The 18,816-nt window shown below is 51.5% G+C and carries 20 protein-coding genes and 1 riboswitch; of the genes, 1 reads left to right on the top strand and 19 read right to left on the bottom strand.

Going from position 1 to position 18,816, the window contains the following annotated elements; translation table 11 throughout:
- Window positions 1-54: 54 nt before the first annotated feature.
- The 13 genes from MKX51_RS31540 to MKX51_RS31480 all read right to left on the bottom strand — a co-directional run bounded on the left by MKX51_RS31540 (window position 55) and on the right by MKX51_RS31480 (window position 12,771).
- Window positions 55-1,008 carry a ribose-phosphate diphosphokinase gene (locus MKX51_RS31540; RefSeq protein ID WP_019914487.1) on the bottom strand — a complete coding sequence of 318 codons (954 nt, stop codon included), beginning with the start codon at window positions 1,006-1,008 and terminating at the stop codon, window positions 55-57.
- 108 nt (window positions 1,009-1,116) lie between these two features.
- Window positions 1,117-2,517: a bifunctional UDP-N-acetylglucosamine diphosphorylase/glucosamine-1-phosphate N-acetyltransferase GlmU gene (glmU, locus tag MKX51_RS31535; protein ID WP_340995177.1), complete on the bottom strand. Its 1,401-nt coding sequence runs from the start codon at window positions 2,515-2,517 to the stop codon at window positions 1,117-1,119.
- A 242-nt stretch (window positions 2,518-2,759) separates the two neighbouring features.
- Window positions 2,760-3,047, bottom strand: coding sequence for a septation regulator SpoVG (gene spoVG, locus MKX51_RS31530; protein WP_036696395.1), 288 nt, complete (start codon window positions 3,045-3,047; stop codon window positions 2,760-2,762).
- A gap of 209 nt (window positions 3,048-3,256) precedes the next feature.
- On the bottom strand, window positions 3,257-4,084 hold the full coding sequence (gene purR / locus MKX51_RS31525) for a pur operon repressor (RefSeq protein ID WP_036723965.1): 828 nt from the start codon (window positions 4,082-4,084) through the stop codon (window positions 3,257-3,259).
- Window positions 4,085-4,249: 165 nt separating this feature from the next.
- Window positions 4,250-5,104, bottom strand: a complete 855-nt coding sequence (gene ispE, locus MKX51_RS31520; protein ID WP_036696392.1) for a 4-(cytidine 5'-diphospho)-2-C-methyl-D-erythritol kinase — start codon at window positions 5,102-5,104, stop codon at window positions 4,250-4,252.
- Between the two features lie 158 nt (window positions 5,105-5,262).
- A complete protein-coding gene (locus tag MKX51_RS31515) occupies window positions 5,263-5,442 on the bottom strand; it encodes a small, acid-soluble spore protein, alpha/beta type (RefSeq protein ID WP_036723967.1) in 180 nt (59 codons plus the stop codon).
- 225 nt (window positions 5,443-5,667) lie between these two features.
- Window positions 5,668-5,943 (bottom strand): biofilm formation stimulator Veg, encoded by a 276-nt coding sequence (veg, locus tag MKX51_RS31510; protein ID WP_036696386.1) that lies wholly within the window; start codon window positions 5,941-5,943, stop codon window positions 5,668-5,670.
- A 269-nt stretch (window positions 5,944-6,212) separates the two neighbouring features.
- Window positions 6,213-7,121, bottom strand: a complete 909-nt coding sequence (gene yabG, locus MKX51_RS31505; RefSeq protein ID WP_340995175.1) for a sporulation peptidase YabG — start codon at window positions 7,119-7,121, stop codon at window positions 6,213-6,215.
- A 74-nt stretch (window positions 7,122-7,195) separates the two neighbouring features.
- Window positions 7,196-8,080 (bottom strand): 16S rRNA (adenine(1518)-N(6)/adenine(1519)-N(6))-dimethyltransferase RsmA, encoded by an 885-nt coding sequence (rsmA, locus tag MKX51_RS31500; RefSeq protein WP_340945768.1) that lies wholly within the window; start codon window positions 8,078-8,080, stop codon window positions 7,196-7,198.
- Window positions 8,077-8,628 (bottom strand): ribonuclease M5, encoded by a 552-nt coding sequence (rnmV, locus tag MKX51_RS31495; RefSeq protein ID WP_036696379.1) that lies wholly within the window; start codon window positions 8,626-8,628, stop codon window positions 8,077-8,079. The genes rsmA and rnmV overlap by 4 nt, the downstream gene beginning before the upstream one ends.
- A gap of 161 nt (window positions 8,629-8,789) precedes the next feature.
- Window positions 8,790-9,950 (bottom strand): 3D domain-containing protein, encoded by a 1,161-nt coding sequence (locus tag MKX51_RS31490; protein ID WP_340945769.1) that lies wholly within the window; start codon window positions 9,948-9,950, stop codon window positions 8,790-8,792.
- Between the two features lie 286 nt (window positions 9,951-10,236).
- Window positions 10,237-10,463: riboswitch (cyclic di-AMP (ydaO/yuaA leader) on the bottom strand.
- Window positions 10,464-10,662: 199 nt separating this feature from the next.
- Window positions 10,663-11,433 carry a TatD family hydrolase gene (locus tag MKX51_RS31485; protein ID WP_036723976.1) on the bottom strand — a complete coding sequence of 257 codons (771 nt, stop codon included), beginning with the start codon at window positions 11,431-11,433 and terminating at the stop codon, window positions 10,663-10,665.
- A 54-nt stretch (window positions 11,434-11,487) separates the two neighbouring features.
- Window positions 11,488-12,771 carry an HD domain-containing protein gene (locus tag MKX51_RS31480; RefSeq protein WP_340995173.1) on the bottom strand — a complete coding sequence of 428 codons (1,284 nt, stop codon included), beginning with the start codon at window positions 12,769-12,771 and terminating at the stop codon, window positions 11,488-11,490.
- Between the two features lie 275 nt (window positions 12,772-13,046).
- On the opposite strand from MKX51_RS31480, the gene MKX51_RS31475 reads away from it, so the two are divergent.
- Window positions 13,047-13,301 (top strand): AbrB/MazE/SpoVT family DNA-binding domain-containing protein, encoded by a 255-nt coding sequence (locus tag MKX51_RS31475; protein ID WP_019914502.1) that lies wholly within the window; start codon window positions 13,047-13,049, stop codon window positions 13,299-13,301.
- 992 nt (window positions 13,302-14,293) lie between these two features.
- Here the strand turns inward: MKX51_RS31475 and rsmI are convergent.
- From rsmI to MKX51_RS31445, 6 genes are all read right to left on the bottom strand, one after another.
- Window positions 14,294-15,199 (bottom strand): 16S rRNA (cytidine(1402)-2'-O)-methyltransferase, encoded by a 906-nt coding sequence (gene rsmI / locus MKX51_RS31470; RefSeq protein WP_340995171.1) that lies wholly within the window; start codon window positions 15,197-15,199, stop codon window positions 14,294-14,296.
- Entirely contained in the window at window positions 15,196-15,972 is a 777-nt protein-coding gene (locus MKX51_RS31465; protein ID WP_200869522.1) for a tRNA1(Val) (adenine(37)-N6)-methyltransferase, read from the bottom strand. The genes rsmI and MKX51_RS31465 overlap by 4 nt, the downstream gene beginning before the upstream one ends.
- Window positions 15,973-16,034: 62 nt before the next feature.
- On the bottom strand, window positions 16,035-16,397 hold the full coding sequence (yabA, locus tag MKX51_RS31460; protein ID WP_036723981.1) for a DNA replication initiation control protein YabA: 363 nt from the start codon (window positions 16,395-16,397) through the stop codon (window positions 16,035-16,037).
- A 31-nt stretch (window positions 16,398-16,428) separates the two neighbouring features.
- Window positions 16,429-17,229 (bottom strand): PSP1 domain-containing protein, encoded by an 801-nt coding sequence (locus tag MKX51_RS31455; protein WP_036696365.1) that lies wholly within the window; start codon window positions 17,227-17,229, stop codon window positions 16,429-16,431.
- 150 nt (window positions 17,230-17,379) lie between these two features.
- Window positions 17,380-18,354 carry a DNA polymerase III subunit delta' gene (holB, locus tag MKX51_RS31450; protein ID WP_036696363.1) on the bottom strand — a complete coding sequence of 325 codons (975 nt, stop codon included), beginning with the start codon at window positions 18,352-18,354 and terminating at the stop codon, window positions 17,380-17,382.
- 16 nt (window positions 18,355-18,370) lie between these two features.
- A complete protein-coding gene (locus MKX51_RS31445; protein WP_036723982.1) occupies window positions 18,371-18,814 on the bottom strand; it encodes a YaaR family protein in 444 nt (147 codons plus the stop codon).
- Window positions 18,815-18,816: the final 2 nt, after the last annotated feature.

Here is an 18,816-nt window from a genome sequence, read left to right as displayed (position 1 = left end):
ACATCTTCCGCTTGACGAAAGGTGTAACCCTTTTTCTGCTGATCTGCCTGCGGCCTATTCGATTTCGAACAGCTTACTGATCGACAGCTCTTCATGCACGCGAATGATAGCTTCACCCATAAGCGGGGCCACGGACAGTACCTTGAGCTTGGAGGTCGGGTTGCTGCTGCGAATTGGAATGGTATCCGTCACGATAATTTCTTTGATCGGAGAGTTTTCCAGACGCTCATGCGCCGGACCGGATAATACAGGATGCGTACAGCAGGCGTAGACTTCTTTCACGCCGCCTTCCATCAGGGCATTGGCTCCCAGAACGATCGTTCCTGCCGTATCGATGATATCATCGATCAGGATCGCCGTTTTGCCTTCAATATTACCGATAATGTTCATAACCTCACTGACGTTCGGTTCAGGACGGCGCTTGTCGATAATCGCCAGCGGAGCATTAAGGAAGTCAGCCAGCTTTCTGGCACGCACCACGCCCCCATGGTCAGGAGAGACGACCACCGGGTTCTGAATTTGCTTCGAACGGAAGTATTGAGCCAGAATCGGAACACCCAGCAGATGATCCACAGGAATGTCGAAGAAGCCTTGAATCTGCATCGCATGAAGGTCCATAGTAATGACGCGATGTGCACCCGCCTTCTCAATCAGGTTCGCTACCAGCTTGGCCGTAATCGGATCACGGGAACGGGCCTTACGGTCTTGACGGGCATACCCGTAGTAAGGAATCACGACATTGATGCTCTTCGCGGAGGCACGCTTAAGCGCATCTACCATCACCAGAAGCTCCATCAGATTGTCGTTCACCGGTCCGCAGGTGGACTGAACGATATAGACATGACAGCCCCGGACACTCTCCGACAGCTTAACCTGAATCTCTCCGTCACTGAAGCTGGTCGTATGGGACTCGCCCATCGGAATGCCGATATAATCAGCAATCTGGCTGGCCAGCTTAGGATTGGAGTTGCAGGTGAAAATCTTGAGTTTGGAATCACAATAAGTCATAAAATATAAACCCTCCGTGACGGAATTTAACTGGCCAAAGCACCGGCGCGGATGTGCAAGAAGTCCGTCCGGCGCTCTAAGCCTACAGCTGCTTTCTGCTTACACGCTTTACGATGGACTATGCTGGTCTTTCTTCGCCTTGGCCCGGGAGCGGATCTTCTCTGCATATCCCGGCTTATTCTCCTGCCTTGCTCTGGCAATCGCCAGATCGTTCTCCGATACCGGACGCGTAATCGTGGAACCGGCGACAATGAATGCGCCCTTGCCCACTGTAACCGGAGCCACAAGGTTCACGTTGCTGCCGATAAAGGCATCATCGCCAATCTCGGTTCTGAACTTATTATAGCCGTCATAATTAACGGTGATCGCGCCGCAGCCGATATTGACATTCTTACCGACCTCAGCATCACCGACATAGCTTAAATGAGATACCTTGGAGCCGTCGCCGATTGTAGCATTCTTGATCTCTACGAAGTCGCCGACCTTAACACCCTCACCCAGAACGGTACCGGGACGTAAATACGCAAAAGGCCCAACGGAAGCCCGTGTGCCGACCTGAGCCTGATTCAGCACGGAATGCTTCACAGCCGCTCCGTCCATAATCACGCAGTCTTCAATTTCACTTGCCGGACCAATCACACAATCTTCGCCGATCACTGTCTTGCCCTTGAGTACCGTGCCCGGATACAGCACAGTATCTGCTCCAATGACAACATCTGCTCCGATGTAGGTTGAAGCCGGATCGATGATAGTGACTCCGCCGAGCATATGGCCCCGGTTGATGCGCTGACGCATATAGCCTTCGGCTTCAGACAACGCCAGTCGGTCATTCACACCAATGGACTCTGCTGCATCATGGGCCTGATAGCCCAGAACGATATCGCCCTGCGCCCGGAGTATGCCGATAACATCCGTCAAATAATATTCCTGCTGGTTGTTGGTATTCGTAACCTTCTCGAGAGCAGCAAAGAGCTTCGCGTTATCAAAACAATACGTCCCTGTATTAATCTCGTTAACCGCAGCTTCACTCTCTGTGCAATCCTTCTGTTCCACAATCTTCAGCACTCCGCCGTCTTCGCCGCGGATAATCCGTCCATATCCGGCAGGCTGCTCCATAACAGCAGTAAGGACCGTTGCAGCAGCATTCTGCTCTTCATGCAGCACCATCATGCCTTCGAGTGTCTCGCTCATGACAAGCGGCGTATCTCCGCAGATGACAATGGTGGTTCCTTCTTCGCTGCCCAGAAGATCCTTGGCCTGCTTGACGGCATGGCCGGTTCCAAGCTGGACATCCTGGAGCACATATTCGGCATCCTCGCCTAAATATGCCTTAACCTTCTCAGCGCCGTGGCCTACAACAACTACATTACGCTGGCATCCGGTTGCCTTCACTGTATCAAGCACGTGCCCTACCATCGGTTTACCGCAGACAGGGTGCAGTACCTTGTATAATTTAGATTTCATGCGCTTGCCTTGACCTGCAGCAAGTACAACAGCCATTCTTTTCAAGAATGCCAACCTCCCACTTCTTGAACTCACTACTGAATATATCTCATTCCGGGCAAAAAGAAAAGAGAACCATGCAGGCATGGTTCCCTTTTCTTCGAACCCCAATAAAATCCCCCACAATGTGGGGCTTTGGCTCCGAGGCTGACCCGGGTACTTTGCGGGGACCCCGAAACATATAAAACGGTATGGCCTATTGCCGCCCTGGGGAGGCAGCAACTTCCAGAGAGTCAGCGGTTCACCGCTTAAGCTCCCTCTTCAATAACTTCCTCTTCTTCCGTAGCGGCACGTTCGTACTCGGCCAGAACCGCAGATTGAATCTTCTCGCGCGTTCCCGAAGAAATCGGGTGTGCGATATCGCGGAATTCTCCGTCAGGTGTACGCTTGCTGGGCATTGCAACAAACATCCCGTTATTCCCGTCGATGACGCGAATGTCATGAACAACAAACTCGTTATCGATTGTAATGGATGCGATTGCTTTCATTCTCCCCTCAGAGTTGACGCGGCGGAGTCTGACATCCGTAATTTGCATGTGTGTGTTCACCACCTTTTTCCATCAGAGACTTGGTGTATAATTCCACACAGCAAAGCGAATTCCTTCTTTTTCATTCCAAATAATGCCTGATTAAGAAGATTATTTTTGCAGAATCGTCGATTTCGACAGATTTCGTGCAGTTATCTTAAGAATCCTCACAGTTTCGACATTATGCGCGACTTTTCAGAACCGGCAGTATCCCTCGTTCAGGAGGAGAAATAGTTGCCCGGAAACGCCGAAATACGCCGCACCTTGGAGTCCACCTCTGTCAGCTTCACCAGCGACACGTAGTCATGCAGCAGACGTTCTTCATTCTCCACGTCGCCGGACTCTACGAGCACACCTACACCTGCGACCTCTGCATTGAACTCACCCAACAGATCGACCATTCCGCGTACGGTGCCGCCCGCCTTCATGAAGTCATCGACAATCAGCACCCGGGATTTCTCGCGCAGTGCCCGTCTGGACAGGGACATCGTATGGATGCTCTTATGGGAGCCCGATACATAGTTGATGCTTACAGCCGAGCCCTCGGTTACCTGATGGTCACGGCGGACCAGCACGACCGGCAGCCCCAGCTGCGCTGCCGTTGCGTACGCCAGCGGAATTCCCTTGGTCTCCACCGTCATGACGACATCAATCTCCACGCCGTAGAAGGCGGTGGCAATGATCTTGCCGGCCTGCTCCATCAGGGACGGGAGGCCGAGCAGATCCGACATATACAGATAACCGCCGGGCAGTATCCGGTCGCTCTGCTCAAGCTGCCCGCACAGACGGTTCACGAAGGCAAGCGCCATATCCATAGGCATGCGCGGAATATAACGCACTCCGCCCGCTGCCCCGGCCAGTGTCTGCAGCTCGCCCATTCCTTCGCCTTCAAATACCTCTTTTATAATAGCCAGGTCCTCGCTGACCGATGACTTCGCCGCACCGTACCGCTCTGCAAAAGTGGACAGAGGCAGCAGATCATGCGGCTTCTCCAGTAAAAATTGGGTCATGTCAACTAACCGTTGGCTTCGTTTAAGTTTTTTCACGGAACGCTCCTCGCCTTATAAGCTGAATTTAAGAATAATGCATGCTTGCTTCTTAAATTCACTTTATACAAAACCGAATATTACTATGAATAATATCATTATTGTACGGATTTACACAAGCGAAAACCGCTCTGCCTCCGTGATCAGAGGATGGTCCCGCTCCGCTTAGCTCAGCGAACGCACTGCATAGACTTCCTTGCAGAATCCGCGCAGCCCGTTATAGATTCTCGCCACCTTGGAGTGCTTGGAGACAAGGCCAAATACGGTCGGACCGCTCCCCGACATCAGCACGCCGTCCGCCCCCAGCTTCAGCATCGCTTCCTTGAGCTGCTGCACCTCAGGGTGCAGCTTCAGAGTCACATCCTCCAGCACGTTGCCAAGGCCCTCACAGACGGCTGAGAAGTCACCGGCCTCCAGAGCCTGCTGCATGCGGAGCGCGGACGGATGCACCGCTATGTTGCCGGCGCGTACGCGTCCGTATACCTCAGCCGTCGATACATTGATCGGCGGCTTCGCCAGGATGACCCACATTTGCGGAGGATTCGCGATTGGGGTCAGCCGTTCGCCCCTGCCCGTAGCCAGGGCAGTGCCTCCTGTGACGCAGAACGGGACGTCTGAGCCCAGCTCAGCGCCCAGCTCCTGCAGCTCCTGCACCGGGATGCCCAGGCGCCAGAGCCGGTTCAGGCCGCGCAGCGTAGCCGCGGCATCGCTGCTGCCGCCGGCGAGGCCGGCAGCCACCGGAATTCTTTTGTCCAGATGGATATGTACTCCGCTTCTGACGTTATACCGGTCCTTGATCAGCCTTGCCGCCTGGAAGGCCAGATTCTTCTCATCCAGCGGAATATATCCGGCCTGGCTTGAGATAATAATCGAATCCCGCTTCAGCTCCGACAGCTCCAGACGGTCCGCCAGATCGACCATTGTCATTATCATTTCCACTTCATGAAATCCGTCAGCCCGCTTATGCAGCACATCCAGCATCAGATTAATTTTTGCCGGTGCCTTCTCATACATTTTCAAGGCGTTCACCCACCCTCAGCTTTTCCCGTACAAAACAACTTAACATATTATATGAGAAACTGACAGTGAAGTCCATTAAATAAACATCCGGTTCTATGAAGCAGAAAAGGTACCGCCCGCAGGCGATACCCGGTGCGGCATAACACCGCTATAGCCGCTTACAATTTCCGCGCAGCAGCCTGCTCTGCCAGCTGAATCGCGCGTTTCACCATATTCCCGGCGTCGACTGCCCGGATTCCGCCCCAGCCCTCCTGCTCAACCGTTTCGTAGAACCCAAGCTCCTTGGCCAGCTCCGTCTTCAATTCCTCCGACATCATGCTTCGTCTTCTGCGGCTCATTACGAATTCCTCCCTTGTATGCTGCTCTATGATGAACGTACTGCCTATGTAGTATGCAGCCGGGAGGCCAGTGTCATGCAGCATAATTCAGGAAGACCCCTACATGCAAAATAACCCCACAAAGTGGGGCTTTAGCGTAGGTGTTGACTCAGGTACTTTGCGGGGACCCCAAAACATAAAAATTCTATCAAAAAACAGCCCCCCCGCAGGGAGACTGTCATGACGCTAAGCTTTGATATACATAATCCGCATCTGCCCATCGTCTTCGGTAACTGTGATTTCCACAGATTCAGTAAGTATATCGGCATAGCTATAGGAGACACGCTTGAATGTCTGCTGCTCCTGATCGAGTTTGACAATAAATACAGAAGGGTACGTTTCTTCCAGGACACCGGTGCGTTCAACGGTCTTCCGACGGCCACCGTTAGCCCGCAACGTGATCTTATGACCGACGTGAGCTTCAAGACTGCGTTTAATTTCTAACAGCGCGTTATTAGCCATTACCTGACGACCACCTCTTTCCTTGTCCATTATACAACCTCTATAACCACTTGTCAAATTAAATAAATAATTATAGATGATGAGAAAAAAGTTGTCAACGGAATTTTTTTAGACGGGGATATTCCTGACTTAAGCACCTTGTTATCAGTAATGATGACTGGCTGCTCCCTAACCCATCTTGTGTCCTAAGCGGCTTCCGTGGCAGCAAAATAGGATAAGCACGAATGCTTACCCTATTCCTTCCGCCTGTTCAGTTATCACTTGAATGGTTACAGCACCGAAGGCGCTACCTTCAGCGTAGCCAGGTTCTGCAGCTGAGGCATTCCGATCCGGAAGCTGCCCCGCGTCTCGATTCCGCCCATCCCCTGATTGCCGCTGATCGTATGGCTCAGCACATCGCTTAAGTTCACCGTATCCCGGATAGAGGTAAAAGAGGCCTTGGCCGCGATATACACCGGGTCCAGGGCATGAATGAGTATTCTGCCCGGGGAGCTGGCGAAGTTGGCACCATTGCCCAGGAGAGCCTCGAAGTGCGACTGGCAGGCTCCGGCTACAATCGTCAAAGCATCGAAATTCCGCTCATATTCACGGGCCACCCGGATGGCTGCCACAAAATTCTGTGAATTCTTATAGCTGCTCAGACTGTACAAATCATAATTCTGCTGTTGCTTAAGTACTCCATCATGGCCGGTAATCACTACGATATCGGGACGCACACGGGGCAGCAGACGGTACAGCGTCTCCGCCATTTTGGATTCGTTGACATGATGTCCCTCCGCCGGTATGCGCAGCTGCTCGTAGAGGCTCAGGCTCTTCTTCAGATAGAGTGCATCACCATCCAAATGCAGGACCTTACCCGGCACTTCAAAATAAGCCGTTTCCTTCGGAGATTGGCCCCAGGTTCCCGTGGACCCCGACACGCTCTCTCCGCTTCGCTGGCTCTGCACCTGCCGGTCTTTACGCAACCAGGTTAGAGATTCTGTTGCCTTGATCTGCGCACGCGCTCCCCGCTCGGTAACCCGTGTAGGAGGCACCTGAACCAGATCCTCCAGCGGGGAATCCGCCAGCAGACGGAACTCCGTGCCTTTAATGACTGCTCTATTCTGCAATATATTGTCTACCCGGAAGGTCACATCGCCGCCATAGGATTTACGAATGACCAAGTCTCCTAGATTCATCACAACACCACCTCTACCCCATGTTATGGGCAAAGGCCCCGGTTGGTTCATCCGCCGGGAGGGTTTTCTGTATTCTATGCGATGCCTGCGGCCAGAAGAACCGCACTGAGCCGTGCATACTCCTCAATGCTAAGCGTCTCGCCGCGCCGCGAGGGTTCAATGCCGGCTTCGGAGAGCAGCGCCTCCAGGCGCTCCCGCCCTTCTTCCGGGAAGAAGCGTGCCTTAAGATTATTGGCAATCGTCTTGCGCCGCTGGGTAAAGGACGCCTGAACCACACCAAAGAAATGCTTCTCGTCCGCTACCTCCACCGGAGGACGTTCTCTGACCTTCAGCCGGATCACAGCCGATTCCACGTTAGGCTGCGGGATGAACACCGTACGCGGCACCATACAGACCAGCTCAGGCTCGCTGTAATACTGGACGGCAATACTCAGGCTGCCATACTCCTTGCCGCCCGGAGACGCCGCCATACGCTCGGCAACCTCCTTCTGGATCATGACCACGATATTATCCAGCGGCAGCTTCTCCTCCAGCAGCTTCATGAGGATAGGTGTAGTCACATAATACGGCAGGTTAGCTACGACACTAACCCGGTCCCTGCCCGCGAAATCCTCAGCGAACAGCTCCTGCAGATTCACCTTCAGCACATCGTCATTACGGATCTTTACATGGGGATAAGGCGACAGGACATCCCTAAGAATCGGAATCAGCCTGCGGTCAATCTCTACCGCAGTGACGGCCCCGGCCGTCAACGCCAGCCGTTCCGTCAGTGCTCCAATCCCCGGCCCAATCTCAAGCGCACCGGCTGTGCTGTCCAGACCGGCGGCATCCACGATTTTGTCCAGAATATTCTGATCGATCAGAAAGTTCTGGCCCAGGCTTTTTTTGAAGGAGAATCCGTAACGCTGAATTATCGCTTTGGTTCTTGTTGGGGACGAGATATTCTCGATACCGCTCATGAAGTAATGCCTCCCTGATCAATTTGGGCGAGGGCCTGCGCGAACTCTTCGCGGGTAATGCCAAACATCGCCAGACGTTTGTACAGCTGCTTGCCATTGCAATAACCGATACCGAGCAGATTGCCAAGCTGCATTCTGCGCTCAGCCGCCCGGGGATGCACCATCAGCCCTGCGGCCATAAGCTCATCCAGCCCGATGATGGGCGGTGCCCCCTCGAAGGAGGTATGTACATGCTCCAGCGCATGGCGGATAGCCTCAGGCGAAGCATTCTCTATTCCGATATCTCCTTTGCGCGTTGCATCCTTCTCAGGGATGAAGGCATGCTTGCAGCCCGGCACCTTGGCTGCGACGATTTTGCGGATTCGCTCTCCAGCATGATCCGGGTCGGTAAGAATGATTACACCCCGGCGCTCCATGGCCAGCTTGATCTTGGCAATGACCCTGCTATCCACTGCCGAACCCCCGGTTTCAATCGTATCGGCTTCAACCGCCCGCTTAACGGCAACGGTATCACTTTTCCCTTCAACCACAATTAGCTCTTTAATCATAAATATTTTTACTCCTTACTCCAGAACGCAAAAAGAAGAGGATTCGCTCCCCTTCTTTTTGGCTAAAGAATGTATAAGTGATGAGCGGCAGCTCTCTGAAATTTCGTAAGTGCTTCCCTCACTATATCTTATTAACCGCTAATTTGCAAAAGACTTTACGTTTAGTTCAGCTCCGGCTTCACAGGTCCGATCACATAGAGTGTGCGCGACTTGCGGCCGAAATTACGGGCATGACTCAGTGAATCGTAATAGACATCCACCTTGTTGCCTTTGATGGCACCGCCGGTATCCTCTGCTCGGCGAAACCCTAATCCTTCAATATACACCCACCAGCCAATTGGTATAACCCTAGGATCTACAGCAATAGTGCGGCCTTCCGTTACGCGTGTGCCGGAGGCAGTACGTGTTCCAATACCCGGTTCCTGCGACGAATACGCGGTCATGGATACGTTTTTGATCATTCTTTTGTACTCGAAATCCACACCAGCCTTACTGGTAACATTGCTGGCCTTTGCGCTCGCTTTAGATGACTTGGAGGTTGTTACAGGTTTGGAAACTTTGGCAGTAACTACGACGGGCTTAGGAAGCGGCTTGGTTCCAATGGCAATGACTTTGTCCTTGGTAACCGTCTGTACTTCCTTGCCGATCATGCGCATGGATGCCAGCTCGCCATCTTGATAGATCTTCTCGATGTGCTGGACCATTACGCCAGGCTTACCTGCCTGTGCCACTCTTACGGTTCCCTTGGTCAATGAGGGGTCTGCTGTCTTAATGACCCGGAAAGGCAAATTAGTTGTCCGTTGAACCACATGCTTGTTAATCCGGACAATTTTGATTTCCATGTCTGCAGATACTGCGGTTTCTAGCGAAGGGTAAATCTTGTCTAAGCCTTCCAGGCTGTAGCCCAGCTTGTCGATGGCCTGACCAATGGTATCCTCGGTCGTAAATAACGTCTCGGTCTTTCCGTCTACGGTAAGAGCGAACTTCTGCGCAGTGTTAATCACGATACGGTCGCCGTCTTTTATTTCATCACTAAGGCCAATAGATAATTCATCATGCGCCTGCAGCGAAATCTGTTCCTTAGCCAGCACATCACTGAACAGCGTTTCCCGCGTCTCCAGTGTCTGTACCTGTCCGTCTATTACTAGGGTAATTTCTTTCTTGCTCTGACCGTGTACGTACAGCAGTATTAACAGTGCGATAACAATCGATGCCACACCGGCAAGTAAAACTACGCGGGGATTCACTTGCTTCAACCGTAATGCGAAAGACCTGCTGGATGATTGCGAATCATGGGATACCTCTGGTTGGAATACGCCCACTCTTTCCATCCTCCTTACATAGCCCCGTCGTCCAAGTTAGTTCAAGGTGACTGTATCACTTCTGACGAAACTAGGTTTGAGTTTGCAACAGGATACGCCCGCACTTGCTTCAGCGTTTCCTGCTCATGGATCGCCTGCTCGGCATAGTTACTCCGGAGATCTGTTATATAACAGTATGCCGGGAGCATTCTCATTATTCAAAACAAAAGAAGCCTAAAAAGAGCTCATAGAGGACTCTTTCGTGGCTTCCCGGTGTCGAATACGTCGGAATGCTTATGCACGAGGTTTCCTCTCTTACTTGCGCTTACGGGGTTAGCTGTCGGGTTCGGACATAAGAGAGACGCCCTATCTCAGGTCACCCGCTCACGGCGGTTGCCCTCAAATTCACCCCAAAGACCACGTAAAGAAATCAAATAATGCCTGCGGCAATTCTGCGTTGTACTCTGTACGTTCATGCGGCAGCGCATTATTGGTTCCCCCGTTCTCCATACGGAGACTCAGCGAGACGATCCATGAAATTAGTGACTGTCACAGTTACAACAGCTCACTGCACTGAAAAGATGATATCCTGTTTTGATACATGTTGTAAAGGACGATTCAACCACGTTTACGTAAAAAAATGATTAAAATATTGTAATAATCGGCCGTTTTTCCGTCATAAAAGTTTAATATATCCGCTATACTTCATTTTTCACCGCTTTTACTCCTGTTTTCAGAGTATCCCAAATCGTTCCAGTGCGTTCGCATACGTAATTTCCGCCAATTCCTGTAATTCAATCCCTTTTATTGCCGCGGCCGCCTCCGCTACCAGCCTCACATGAGCGGTCTCATTTCGCTTGCCCCGGAAGGGGTGCGGAGTCAGATATGGGGAGTCGGTTTCGATCAGCAGCCGGTCCAGCGGAGTCTGGGCAAGCACCTCTTTGGGCACCCGGGCATTCTTGAACGTAATCGGTCCTCCAAAAGAAAGATGGAAGCCCAAATCAAGACACATCTTGGCACTTTCCCAGCTCCCGGAGAAGGAGTGCATTACGCCGCCAACCTCGCCCGCCTTCTCCTCGCGGAGTATACGGATCACATCTTCATGAGCATCACGGTTATGAATGCTGATTGGCATCTTCAGCTCACGGGCCAGCCCGATCTGCTTGCGGAATACTTCATGCTGCACATCCTTAGGAGAGGTATCCCAGTAGTAATCCAGCCCAATCTCGCCGATGGCAACCACCTTGGGATGAGCGCATAAGGAGGCGATCCATTCCAGGTCTCCGTCCTTCATCGTGATGGCATCCTGGGGATGCCAGCCAACGGCTGCATAAATATAATCATATTTCTCGGCAAGCTGCATGGTGGTCGGTATCGTATCCCGGTTAAAGCCGATGTTGATCATCTTGCTGACGCCGGCTTCCAGCGCCCTGGCAATGACCTCTTCGCGGTCTTCGTCGAATTGTGGAGCATCCAGATGGGTATGGGTGTCGAATAACTGCATTACATTACATCCTTTCGGCCTGTTGTTGTATCTATAATTTCAAGCATGATCTGATTATTTGGCAAAAATCTCTGCGATGGACGGCGACAGCTGTGGAAGGGCTTTCTGCAGTCTGTCCTGCGGAAAATACAGATGGTATCTGCCGCGGTGAATACCACTGATAGAGCGAACAATATCCGAGACCTCCGAGATTTCCCTCAGCCGGTCATGCTTGTCCAGAAGCAGGATCTGCTTGCTGTCAAAGCCGTCTCCCGGACGGAACACATCATAGGGAAGATCGGTGGGATAATCAATTTCCAGATCATAATCGGGCCGGAGTCCCGCACCGGCGAAGCTGCGGCGGATTTCGTCAATCGTGTCAGAATCCAAATGCTCCATCTCCACATATTTATACAGTTTACGATGGATAAACCGGCTGCACAAGTCGCTCAGGATGTCATCCTCCTCCAGCGTCCACTGCATGAAGGCAGTCTGCATCAAGGCTTCATCCAGCAGCAGGTACTGCCCTACCGTTACCTCTCCGCTGAACAGATCACTTAAGGGCTCGATCATGAAGCGGAAGGTATGCTGCTGCTGCACCAGCTCCTTGGCCCGGCGGAGAATCTGCCTGAGAATAATCTCAGAGCTGCGGGTTACCGGGTGGAAATAGACCTGCCAGTACATCTGGTACCGTGACATCAGGTAATCCTCAATCGCATGCATCCCCGATTCCTTCACAACCACCCGGCCGTCATAAGGGCGCAGCATCCGCAGAATCCGGTCGATGTCGATGGTTCCATAATTCACCCCTGTATAATATGCATCCCGGAGCAGATAATCCATCCGGTCCGCATCCAGCGGTCCCGACACCAAATTGACAACAATTTCATGCTCATAGGTTTTGGAGATAACCGAGGCTACTTTACCGGGGAAATCTTCAGCCACATCACGCAGAATAGCCGTAATCTCTGTATCCTCCAGAATGATACGGCAGGTCCAGTCCTCATGATCCATTTCGAAAGCTTCTTCTATAGAATGGGAAAATGGGCCATGCCCCAAATCATGCAGCAGTGCCGCACACAGGGTAAGCAGTCGCTCCTCCGGCATCCAGTCCTTATAGCCGCTCCGTTCAAACTGGGAAATAATCCTCCGCGTAATCTCATATACCCCCAGAGAATGGGAGAACCGGCTGTGTTCCGCCCCGTGAAAGGTCAAATAGGAGGTGCCCAGCTGCCGGATGCGCCGCAGACGCTGGAACTCCATCGTGTTGATCAATCTCCAGATAATAGTGTCCTGTACATGGATGTAGTTGTGGACCGGGTCCTTAAATACCTTCTCTTCTGACAGCGGTTGCTTCATGAAATCATCTCCTTTTCTTGTTTTATATAATATATTGTCGCTCTTTGTCGAATATTAGCGATTCATATACTGCCAAATCGACAAACATCTTCATAAGCTTTTTTAGAGTGATTTGCCCGATCAAACGCGGAATAAATGTGGTCTCAAAAGATTCCTTAAAATTAGCCTGAAAAAAGGTTGACTGTTTTGGGAATGGTTGGTATTATAAATATCATAAAACAGTGAAGAATGTCGAATAATGACGCTTTTGAACATTGAGAGGAGCAACGATTGTAATGATGAAATCAACAGGAATTGTACGTAAGGTAGATGAGCTTGGACGGGTCGTTATTCCAATTGAATTGCGTCGCACCCTAGGCATTGGAGAAAAAGATGCGCTCGAAATTTACGTGGACGGTGAGCGGATCATGCTTAAGAAATACGAGCCTGCTTGCATTTTCTGCGGCAATGCTGAGAATGTAACTTACTTCAAAGGTAAAATTGTTTGTCATGAATGCATTTCGGCTATCCCTACCCCTGTGACAAACTAAAATAAATAGGGTATAATAGGAACTAATCCAATTGTTAATTCTAACCTTTTTATATCTCCTTGGCCTCCCGTTCGCGCGGGAGGTATTTTTTTGTGTGTACCCTCCCAAACCCTCCCTACAGGGAGGGCCCCAAGGCCCCGGCCCTCTGGACACCCGGAAGCTTGGGGGATCTCTGCAGCTGGCGCGGAAGGAAGCGCGGGTCGGCGGTGGACCGGCCCTTTTCGGACTCCCTGCGGTCATCCCTCAGGCCTTGCCATGCGAAGGGTTTCGCCATAGGCAGGTGCCTATGACGGCTGCGCCGGGTGCTCCCGTGTCATAGATGAGCGTAGAACGCTCTCCCTGCGGGATACGCTTTACTATAGAATGACTAGCGACTTGGATGCTGGATGGTTACTGGCTGCTGACTTTCTTTTTGCCAGAACTTGCTATGTGGAGCGACTAGTACAGTGTCAGATAATGAAACCCTATCATCCCAAAAAATCTAACGGACCGAAAAGACCTTATTCCCACGAGAACGTCACCTTTTGCAGCGTAACGGACTCAGGCGACCTTATCATCTTTCTGCGAGACGTTTTGGAGCTGAATTGCAGGCGATAAGGTCCTTGCGGTCCGTTAATCACTCAAGTGACGACTTTCTTCCCGGATAAGAGCACCTCAGTCCGTTACACTAAGCCAAACGCCCCTAAGGTGAGAATCATTATATAAGAAAAATGGTCTTGAGAAATTTGGATAACTGTATTCTGTACAGCTATTTATTGCTAAAACATCCATTTGATCATTATAAGTGTACTTTGAACACTTATATCCACATAATTCTTCCAAAAGATTTATTTTCCTATACATATAAATGTATAAACTACAACTATAATCAATAAATGGAACAAGACAATCCATATAAGTGTACGAAATACATTTATTTCATTGGGTAATCAGATGGTTAAACCCATCTTTAGGTTTTACTGGAATTGTAATAACTACAACACCGCAGTGTTCTAACCCCGCTCCAGGAGTTCATTATAAATATCGCGCTTGGACAGGCCACGGTCGGACGCTGCCTTTTTCATCGCATCCTTACGTGTTAAGCCTGAAGCCTCATAATGGGCTACATGCTCCCCGGTACTAAGCTGACGCCACCAGGAAGACTCGGCCAGCTCGGCCTCCTCTTTACTCTCTCCCTCAAGGACAATTACGTACTCTCCCAGCGGGGGATGCTCCTCCAGCCAGGCCAGGCACTCCTCAATGCTTCCGCGCAGGAACTCCTCATACCGCTTAGTCAGCTCACGGGCCAGTGTAATCCGGCGGTTGCCGAAGGCCTCCTGCAAATGAACAAGGGTCTTGGCCACGCGGTGCGGCGACTCATAGAAGAGCAGCGTCCCTTGGGCAGAACGCAGAGGTGCCAGAACGGCCCTTATATCCTTGCGCTCTCTAGGCAGGAAGCCGACGAACGTGAAGCTGGCGGTAGGCAGCCCTGAGGCAATCAAAGCCGACAAAGCGGCATTCGCTCCAGGCACCGGAATCACCGGAATCTGATGGCTGACAGCCAGAGCTACCAGATCGGCACCAGGGTCGGAAATCGCCGGCAGACCGGCATCGCTGACGAGTGCCAGATTTTTACCTTCTATTATATAGCGTATCAGCTCCGGCCCACTGGCGGCCTTGTTATGCTCATGGTAACTGAACAGCATGGACGGTGTAATTTCAAAATGGCTCAGCAGCTTACGCGTCTGTCTCGTATCCTCAGCTGCGATAATATCGCATTCCTTCAGCGTGCGTACTGCCCGGTAAGTCATATCCTCCAGATTGCCGATCGGCGTAGCCACCAGATACAGGCATCCGCATCCTTCGGGCTTCGCTCCGTCATGGTTATTTTGAAAGCTGCTTTGGCATTGTATGGTCATTGGCTCGTATCCTCTTTGTTCCCATAATAAATATCCATAATCTCAGGGCAATATTGATTGTCCTCATTATATACGATTAAAGGCGGTTGTAAACGCACCTCCGGCTTCCCGTCACGCGCGGCCTCGATCAGAACCATATTCGCTTCCAGATGGGCGCGGGGATGTACAAAGCGGATCAGCTTCGGTTCCAGCCGGTGCTTCCGCATCAGACTGATAATATCCACGAGGCGCTGTGGCTTATGCACCATGCTGACTTTGCCTCCGGTACGGACCAGCCGGACACAGGCCTGAATGACCTCCTCCAGGGTACAACCGATTTCATGGCGGGCCATCGCCTGATGGGAATTCAGCTTCAGATCGCTCCCGTTCAGCGGCATATAAGGGGGATTCACCGTGATCGCATCGTATACGCCATAGCCCGCTGTAAGATGAAGCTCCCGCAAATCGCCCTCATGAATCTGTACCCGCTCCTCCAGACCGTTAAGCGATACACTGCGCCGGGCCATGTCTGCCAGACGGGGCTGAATCTCGATTCCTTCAATAGAAGCCTTCGTCCGTGTAGTCAGGAGCATAGGAATTACTCCGTTACCCGTACACAGGTCAAGCACCCGTCCACGCGGCGGTACACTGGCGAACCGTGCCAGCAATACGGCATCCATCGAGAAGCTGAACACTTCGTCACTCTGGATAATTCTCAGATCATGGGTGAGCAGGTCATCGACCCGTTCTGCTTCATGTAAGGGTACTGGTGTATTGTTCATTGAATGGGTCATTGTAATCTCCTTCTCTACATTCAAAAAAACCGTAGGCGACAATCTCCTACGGCTGGATATCCTCATTTATTAAGAAAAGAAAGGCAGAATAGACAATCGCCTTCCGTCCGCAAATGCCCAAAGTAGACATTACAGATGTGGAAGCCTTCGTGATACAGCCGGGCCAGATTATCGTAGCCTTCCCCGACAACCTCCTCTTTCCCTTCGGCAGCAAGTATAGCCTCCGCCTCCGCAGACAGTGCGGCCTTATCTACAGGCGCTTCCCTTTTCAATATGATACGAAGTTGCTCGTTCTCCAGACTCAGCTTCTGATTCGCTTCCATCAGCTCTTTGACCGTCTGCTTCCAATCGCCCAGAGTGGTGCGCATTTCATCCATCTGCGCTTCCATCTCCTGCATGTGTGCAAATATATTTTTCTTCTCCAAGTTTCCACCCCGAAAGTAACCTTATAATGGTTTACTTGACGACAACATCATCCATTGGAAGTTCTTTAACTTTGCCCACTTCAAACAGCTGCACATGAACCGTGCGGCTGCCGGCATTGATACCGACTACCTTGCCGTCACCCAGTGAAGTAACGACCATTTTGCCTACAGCCGGCATTTCTTCCTTCGTGCTCTCATAATTATCATGCTCAAACTTCAGACAACACATCAGCCGTCCGCATAATCCCGAGATCTTGGTCGGGTTAAGCGACAGATTCTGATCCTTCGCCATCTTGATGGACACCGGCTCGAAATCGCCAAGCCAGGAGGAGCAGCAGAGCACCCGTCCGCATGGGCCTAATCCACCCAGCATCTTGGCTTCATCACGCACACCAATCTGCCGGAGCTCAATGCGGGTACGGAAAATACTGGCCAGGTCCTTCACCAGCTCGCGGAAATCCACGCGGCCCTCGGCCGTGAAATAGAAAATAATCTTGTTACGGTCAAACGTAAACTCCACATCCACCAGCTTCATTTTGAGGCCATGATCGCGGATTTTATTTAAACAGGTGGTAAAAGCGTCCTTAGCTGCACCTTTGTTCTCTTCCACCACGCGCGCGTCGGTTTCACCGGCAATGCGCATGACTTTCTTAAGCGGCAGTACAACGTCAGCTTCCTGCACCTCTTTTTTGCCAACGACAACCTTACCGTATTCGACCCCTCTTGCAGTCTCGACAATCACGCATTGATCGCGTTCAATCGGGAAATCAAGCGGATCAAAATAATATATTTTACCCGCTTTTTTGAAGCGGACACCTACTACGCTGTACAAAAATTAACCCCCTTGTTTGACGGTAAAGGAACCCTTAAGCAAGACTGCTTCCCTGATGATCCATGCTTGTCCTTCCTCGTCCGCTATACCCGGTCTTTCCAGGTGCTGAGGATTATATCCCGGAGGATCTATTATAAATAACCCGAGCCTCTAGCTTTCCAGCCGGATTAAAAACTGCTCCAGACACAGCTGGGCATTGGCATTGGAACGCAGCTTCCGCTTGCTCTCCGCCGCATATTCCATATAAGCCACCCACTGCTGCGTACTCCTCTGACGGGCAGCCCTCGAAATAAAGTCTAACTGATCTATGAAAACGATACTTTCGTGCTTTCGGTACAGGAAGTAGAGCATATCTTTGAACCATAAGTGGAACATGCTGAATAGAGTGTCCAAATGTTCACCAAGTCCGGTCTTGAACAGCTTCGAACCCGCGGTTGCTACCGCAGTGCTGCCCTTGCCCAGAGACTCCTTCGCTAATTGTAACACTAGATTTCTCATTTCTGCAAACCAATTCTGTGCCAAAAGTTCCCTGCAGCCGTCAAGACCGGCCGTCAGTGATACCGCGCACCGTGCAAGCGGCACCGGAACCCCTTCTCCGGACAACGCCTGCAGCATAATATCCGGATGCAGCGGGCTAAACGGAATGCGCTGGGTTCTGGACTGGATCGTCGGAAGCAGGGAACTGCTGTTATCCGAAATCAGAATACCAACCGCCGGGGCAGGCGGCTCCTCCAGAAATTTCAGCAGACTATTGGCGGCTTGCACCGTCATTTTGTCCGCTCCTTCTATAATATAAACCTTCGGGTTAATCCCTTCCGAGCGGTAGGAAAAAACACGCTGAAGCTCACGAATCTGGTCGATCTTAATACTGGCCCCGTCGGGACGCAGCAGGGTTAGATCAGGATGATTGCCATGCTCCACCTTGCGGCATTCCAGGCACTCTCCGCAGGCATCATCTTTGCTGGCGGTACAGAATATCGCCTGGGCGAACGTCAAAGCCATCTTCACCTGCCCGCTGCCTGCCGGACCCGTGAACAGATAGGCATGGCTGACCGCATCCTTGCGTAAGGCATTCTGAAGCAGCCGCTTGGCGTCCTCCTGGCCTAATAGTTCATGAAAAGACATAGGTTCCTCCAAGTTGTCAGAAAGAAAGGTTAATCAGCAGCCCGCGGATCTCTCCAACCCGTCCCAGGAGATCGATCCGGCCCTGCTCGCTGTCCAGCAGATCATCAGCCATATTCAGCAGAGCGGCATCAACCTCTTCGAGCAGCTTGTAGCGTTTGCCACGGCCCCGCCGGTCCCAGCCTTTGGTGTCCTTCAGGATCACTCCGCGGCGGGCCGTCTCCTCCAGAAACCGTTTGATCAGGTTCCGGTAGATGGATAGCTCACGCACAGTCATGGATTTGGAGAGCCGGTCGCCTTGCAGCTGGATATCTTTGATCTGACGGTTCAACTCATCTATAGTTTTCTGCTGGCTTTGCTGTTGAAATACATCGTTGAAGTTTTTTTGCTGGACCGGACGCCTCTCAGCCTCCGTGGTCAGCATTTCGCTTTTTAAGGGCCTGTAGCCCGGGTTGATCTTCATTA

This window comes from Paenibacillus sp. FSL M7-0420 (assembly GCF_038002345.1).
Classification (GTDB): Bacteria; Bacillota; Bacilli; order Paenibacillales; family Paenibacillaceae; genus Paenibacillus_AQ.
Note: the sequence above shows the minus strand (reverse complement) of the source record. Positions and strands in the feature narration are given on the sequence as shown.

Bases quoted from the DNA above. Each gene is read 5' to 3' on its own strand.
- MKX51_RS31540 (WP_019914487.1), bottom strand. From the start codon at position 1,008: ATGACTTATTGTGATTCCAAACTCAAGATTTTCACCTGCAACTCCAAT.
- spoVG (WP_036696395.1), bottom strand. From the start codon at position 3,047: ATGCAAATTACGGATGTCAGACTCCGCCGCGTCAACTCTGAGGGGAGA.
- MKX51_RS31515 (WP_036723967.1), bottom strand. From the start codon at position 5,442: ATGAGCCGCAGAAGACGAAGCATGATGTCGGAGGAATTGAAGACGGAG.
- veg (WP_036696386.1), bottom strand. From the start codon at position 5,943: ATGGCTAATAACGCGCTGTTAGAAATTAAACGCAGTCTTGAAGCTCAC.
- yabG (WP_340995175.1), bottom strand. From the start codon at position 7,121: ATGAATCTAGGAGACTTGGTCATTCGTAAATCCTATGGCGGCGATGTG.
- rsmA (WP_340945768.1), bottom strand. From the start codon at position 8,080: ATGAGCGGTATCGAGAATATCTCGTCCCCAACAAGAACCAAAGCGATA.
- rnmV (WP_036696379.1), bottom strand. From the start codon at position 8,628: ATGATTAAAGAGCTAATTGTGGTTGAAGGGAAAAGTGATACCGTTGCC.
- MKX51_RS31485 (WP_036723976.1), bottom strand. From the start codon at position 11,433: ATGCAGTTATTCGACACCCATACCCATCTGGATGCTCCACAATTCGAC.
- MKX51_RS31480 (WP_340995173.1), bottom strand. From the start codon at position 12,771: ATGAAGCAACCGCTGTCAGAAGAGAAGGTATTTAAGGACCCGGTCCAC.
- MKX51_RS31475 (WP_019914502.1), top strand. From the start codon at position 13,047: ATGATGAAATCAACAGGAATTGTACGTAAGGTAGATGAGCTTGGACGG.
- rsmI (WP_340995171.1), bottom strand. From the start codon at position 15,199: ATGACCATACAATGCCAAAGCAGCTTTCAAAATAACCATGACGGAGCG.
- MKX51_RS31465 (WP_200869522.1), bottom strand. From the start codon at position 15,972: ATGACCCATTCAATGAACAATACACCAGTACCCTTACATGAAGCAGAA.
- holB (WP_036696363.1), bottom strand. From the start codon at position 18,354: ATGTCTTTTCATGAACTATTAGGCCAGGAGGACGCCAAGCGGCTGCTT.
- MKX51_RS31445 (WP_036723982.1), bottom strand. From the start codon at position 18,814: ATGAAGATCAACCCGGGCTACAGGCCCTTAAAAAGCGAAATGCTGACC.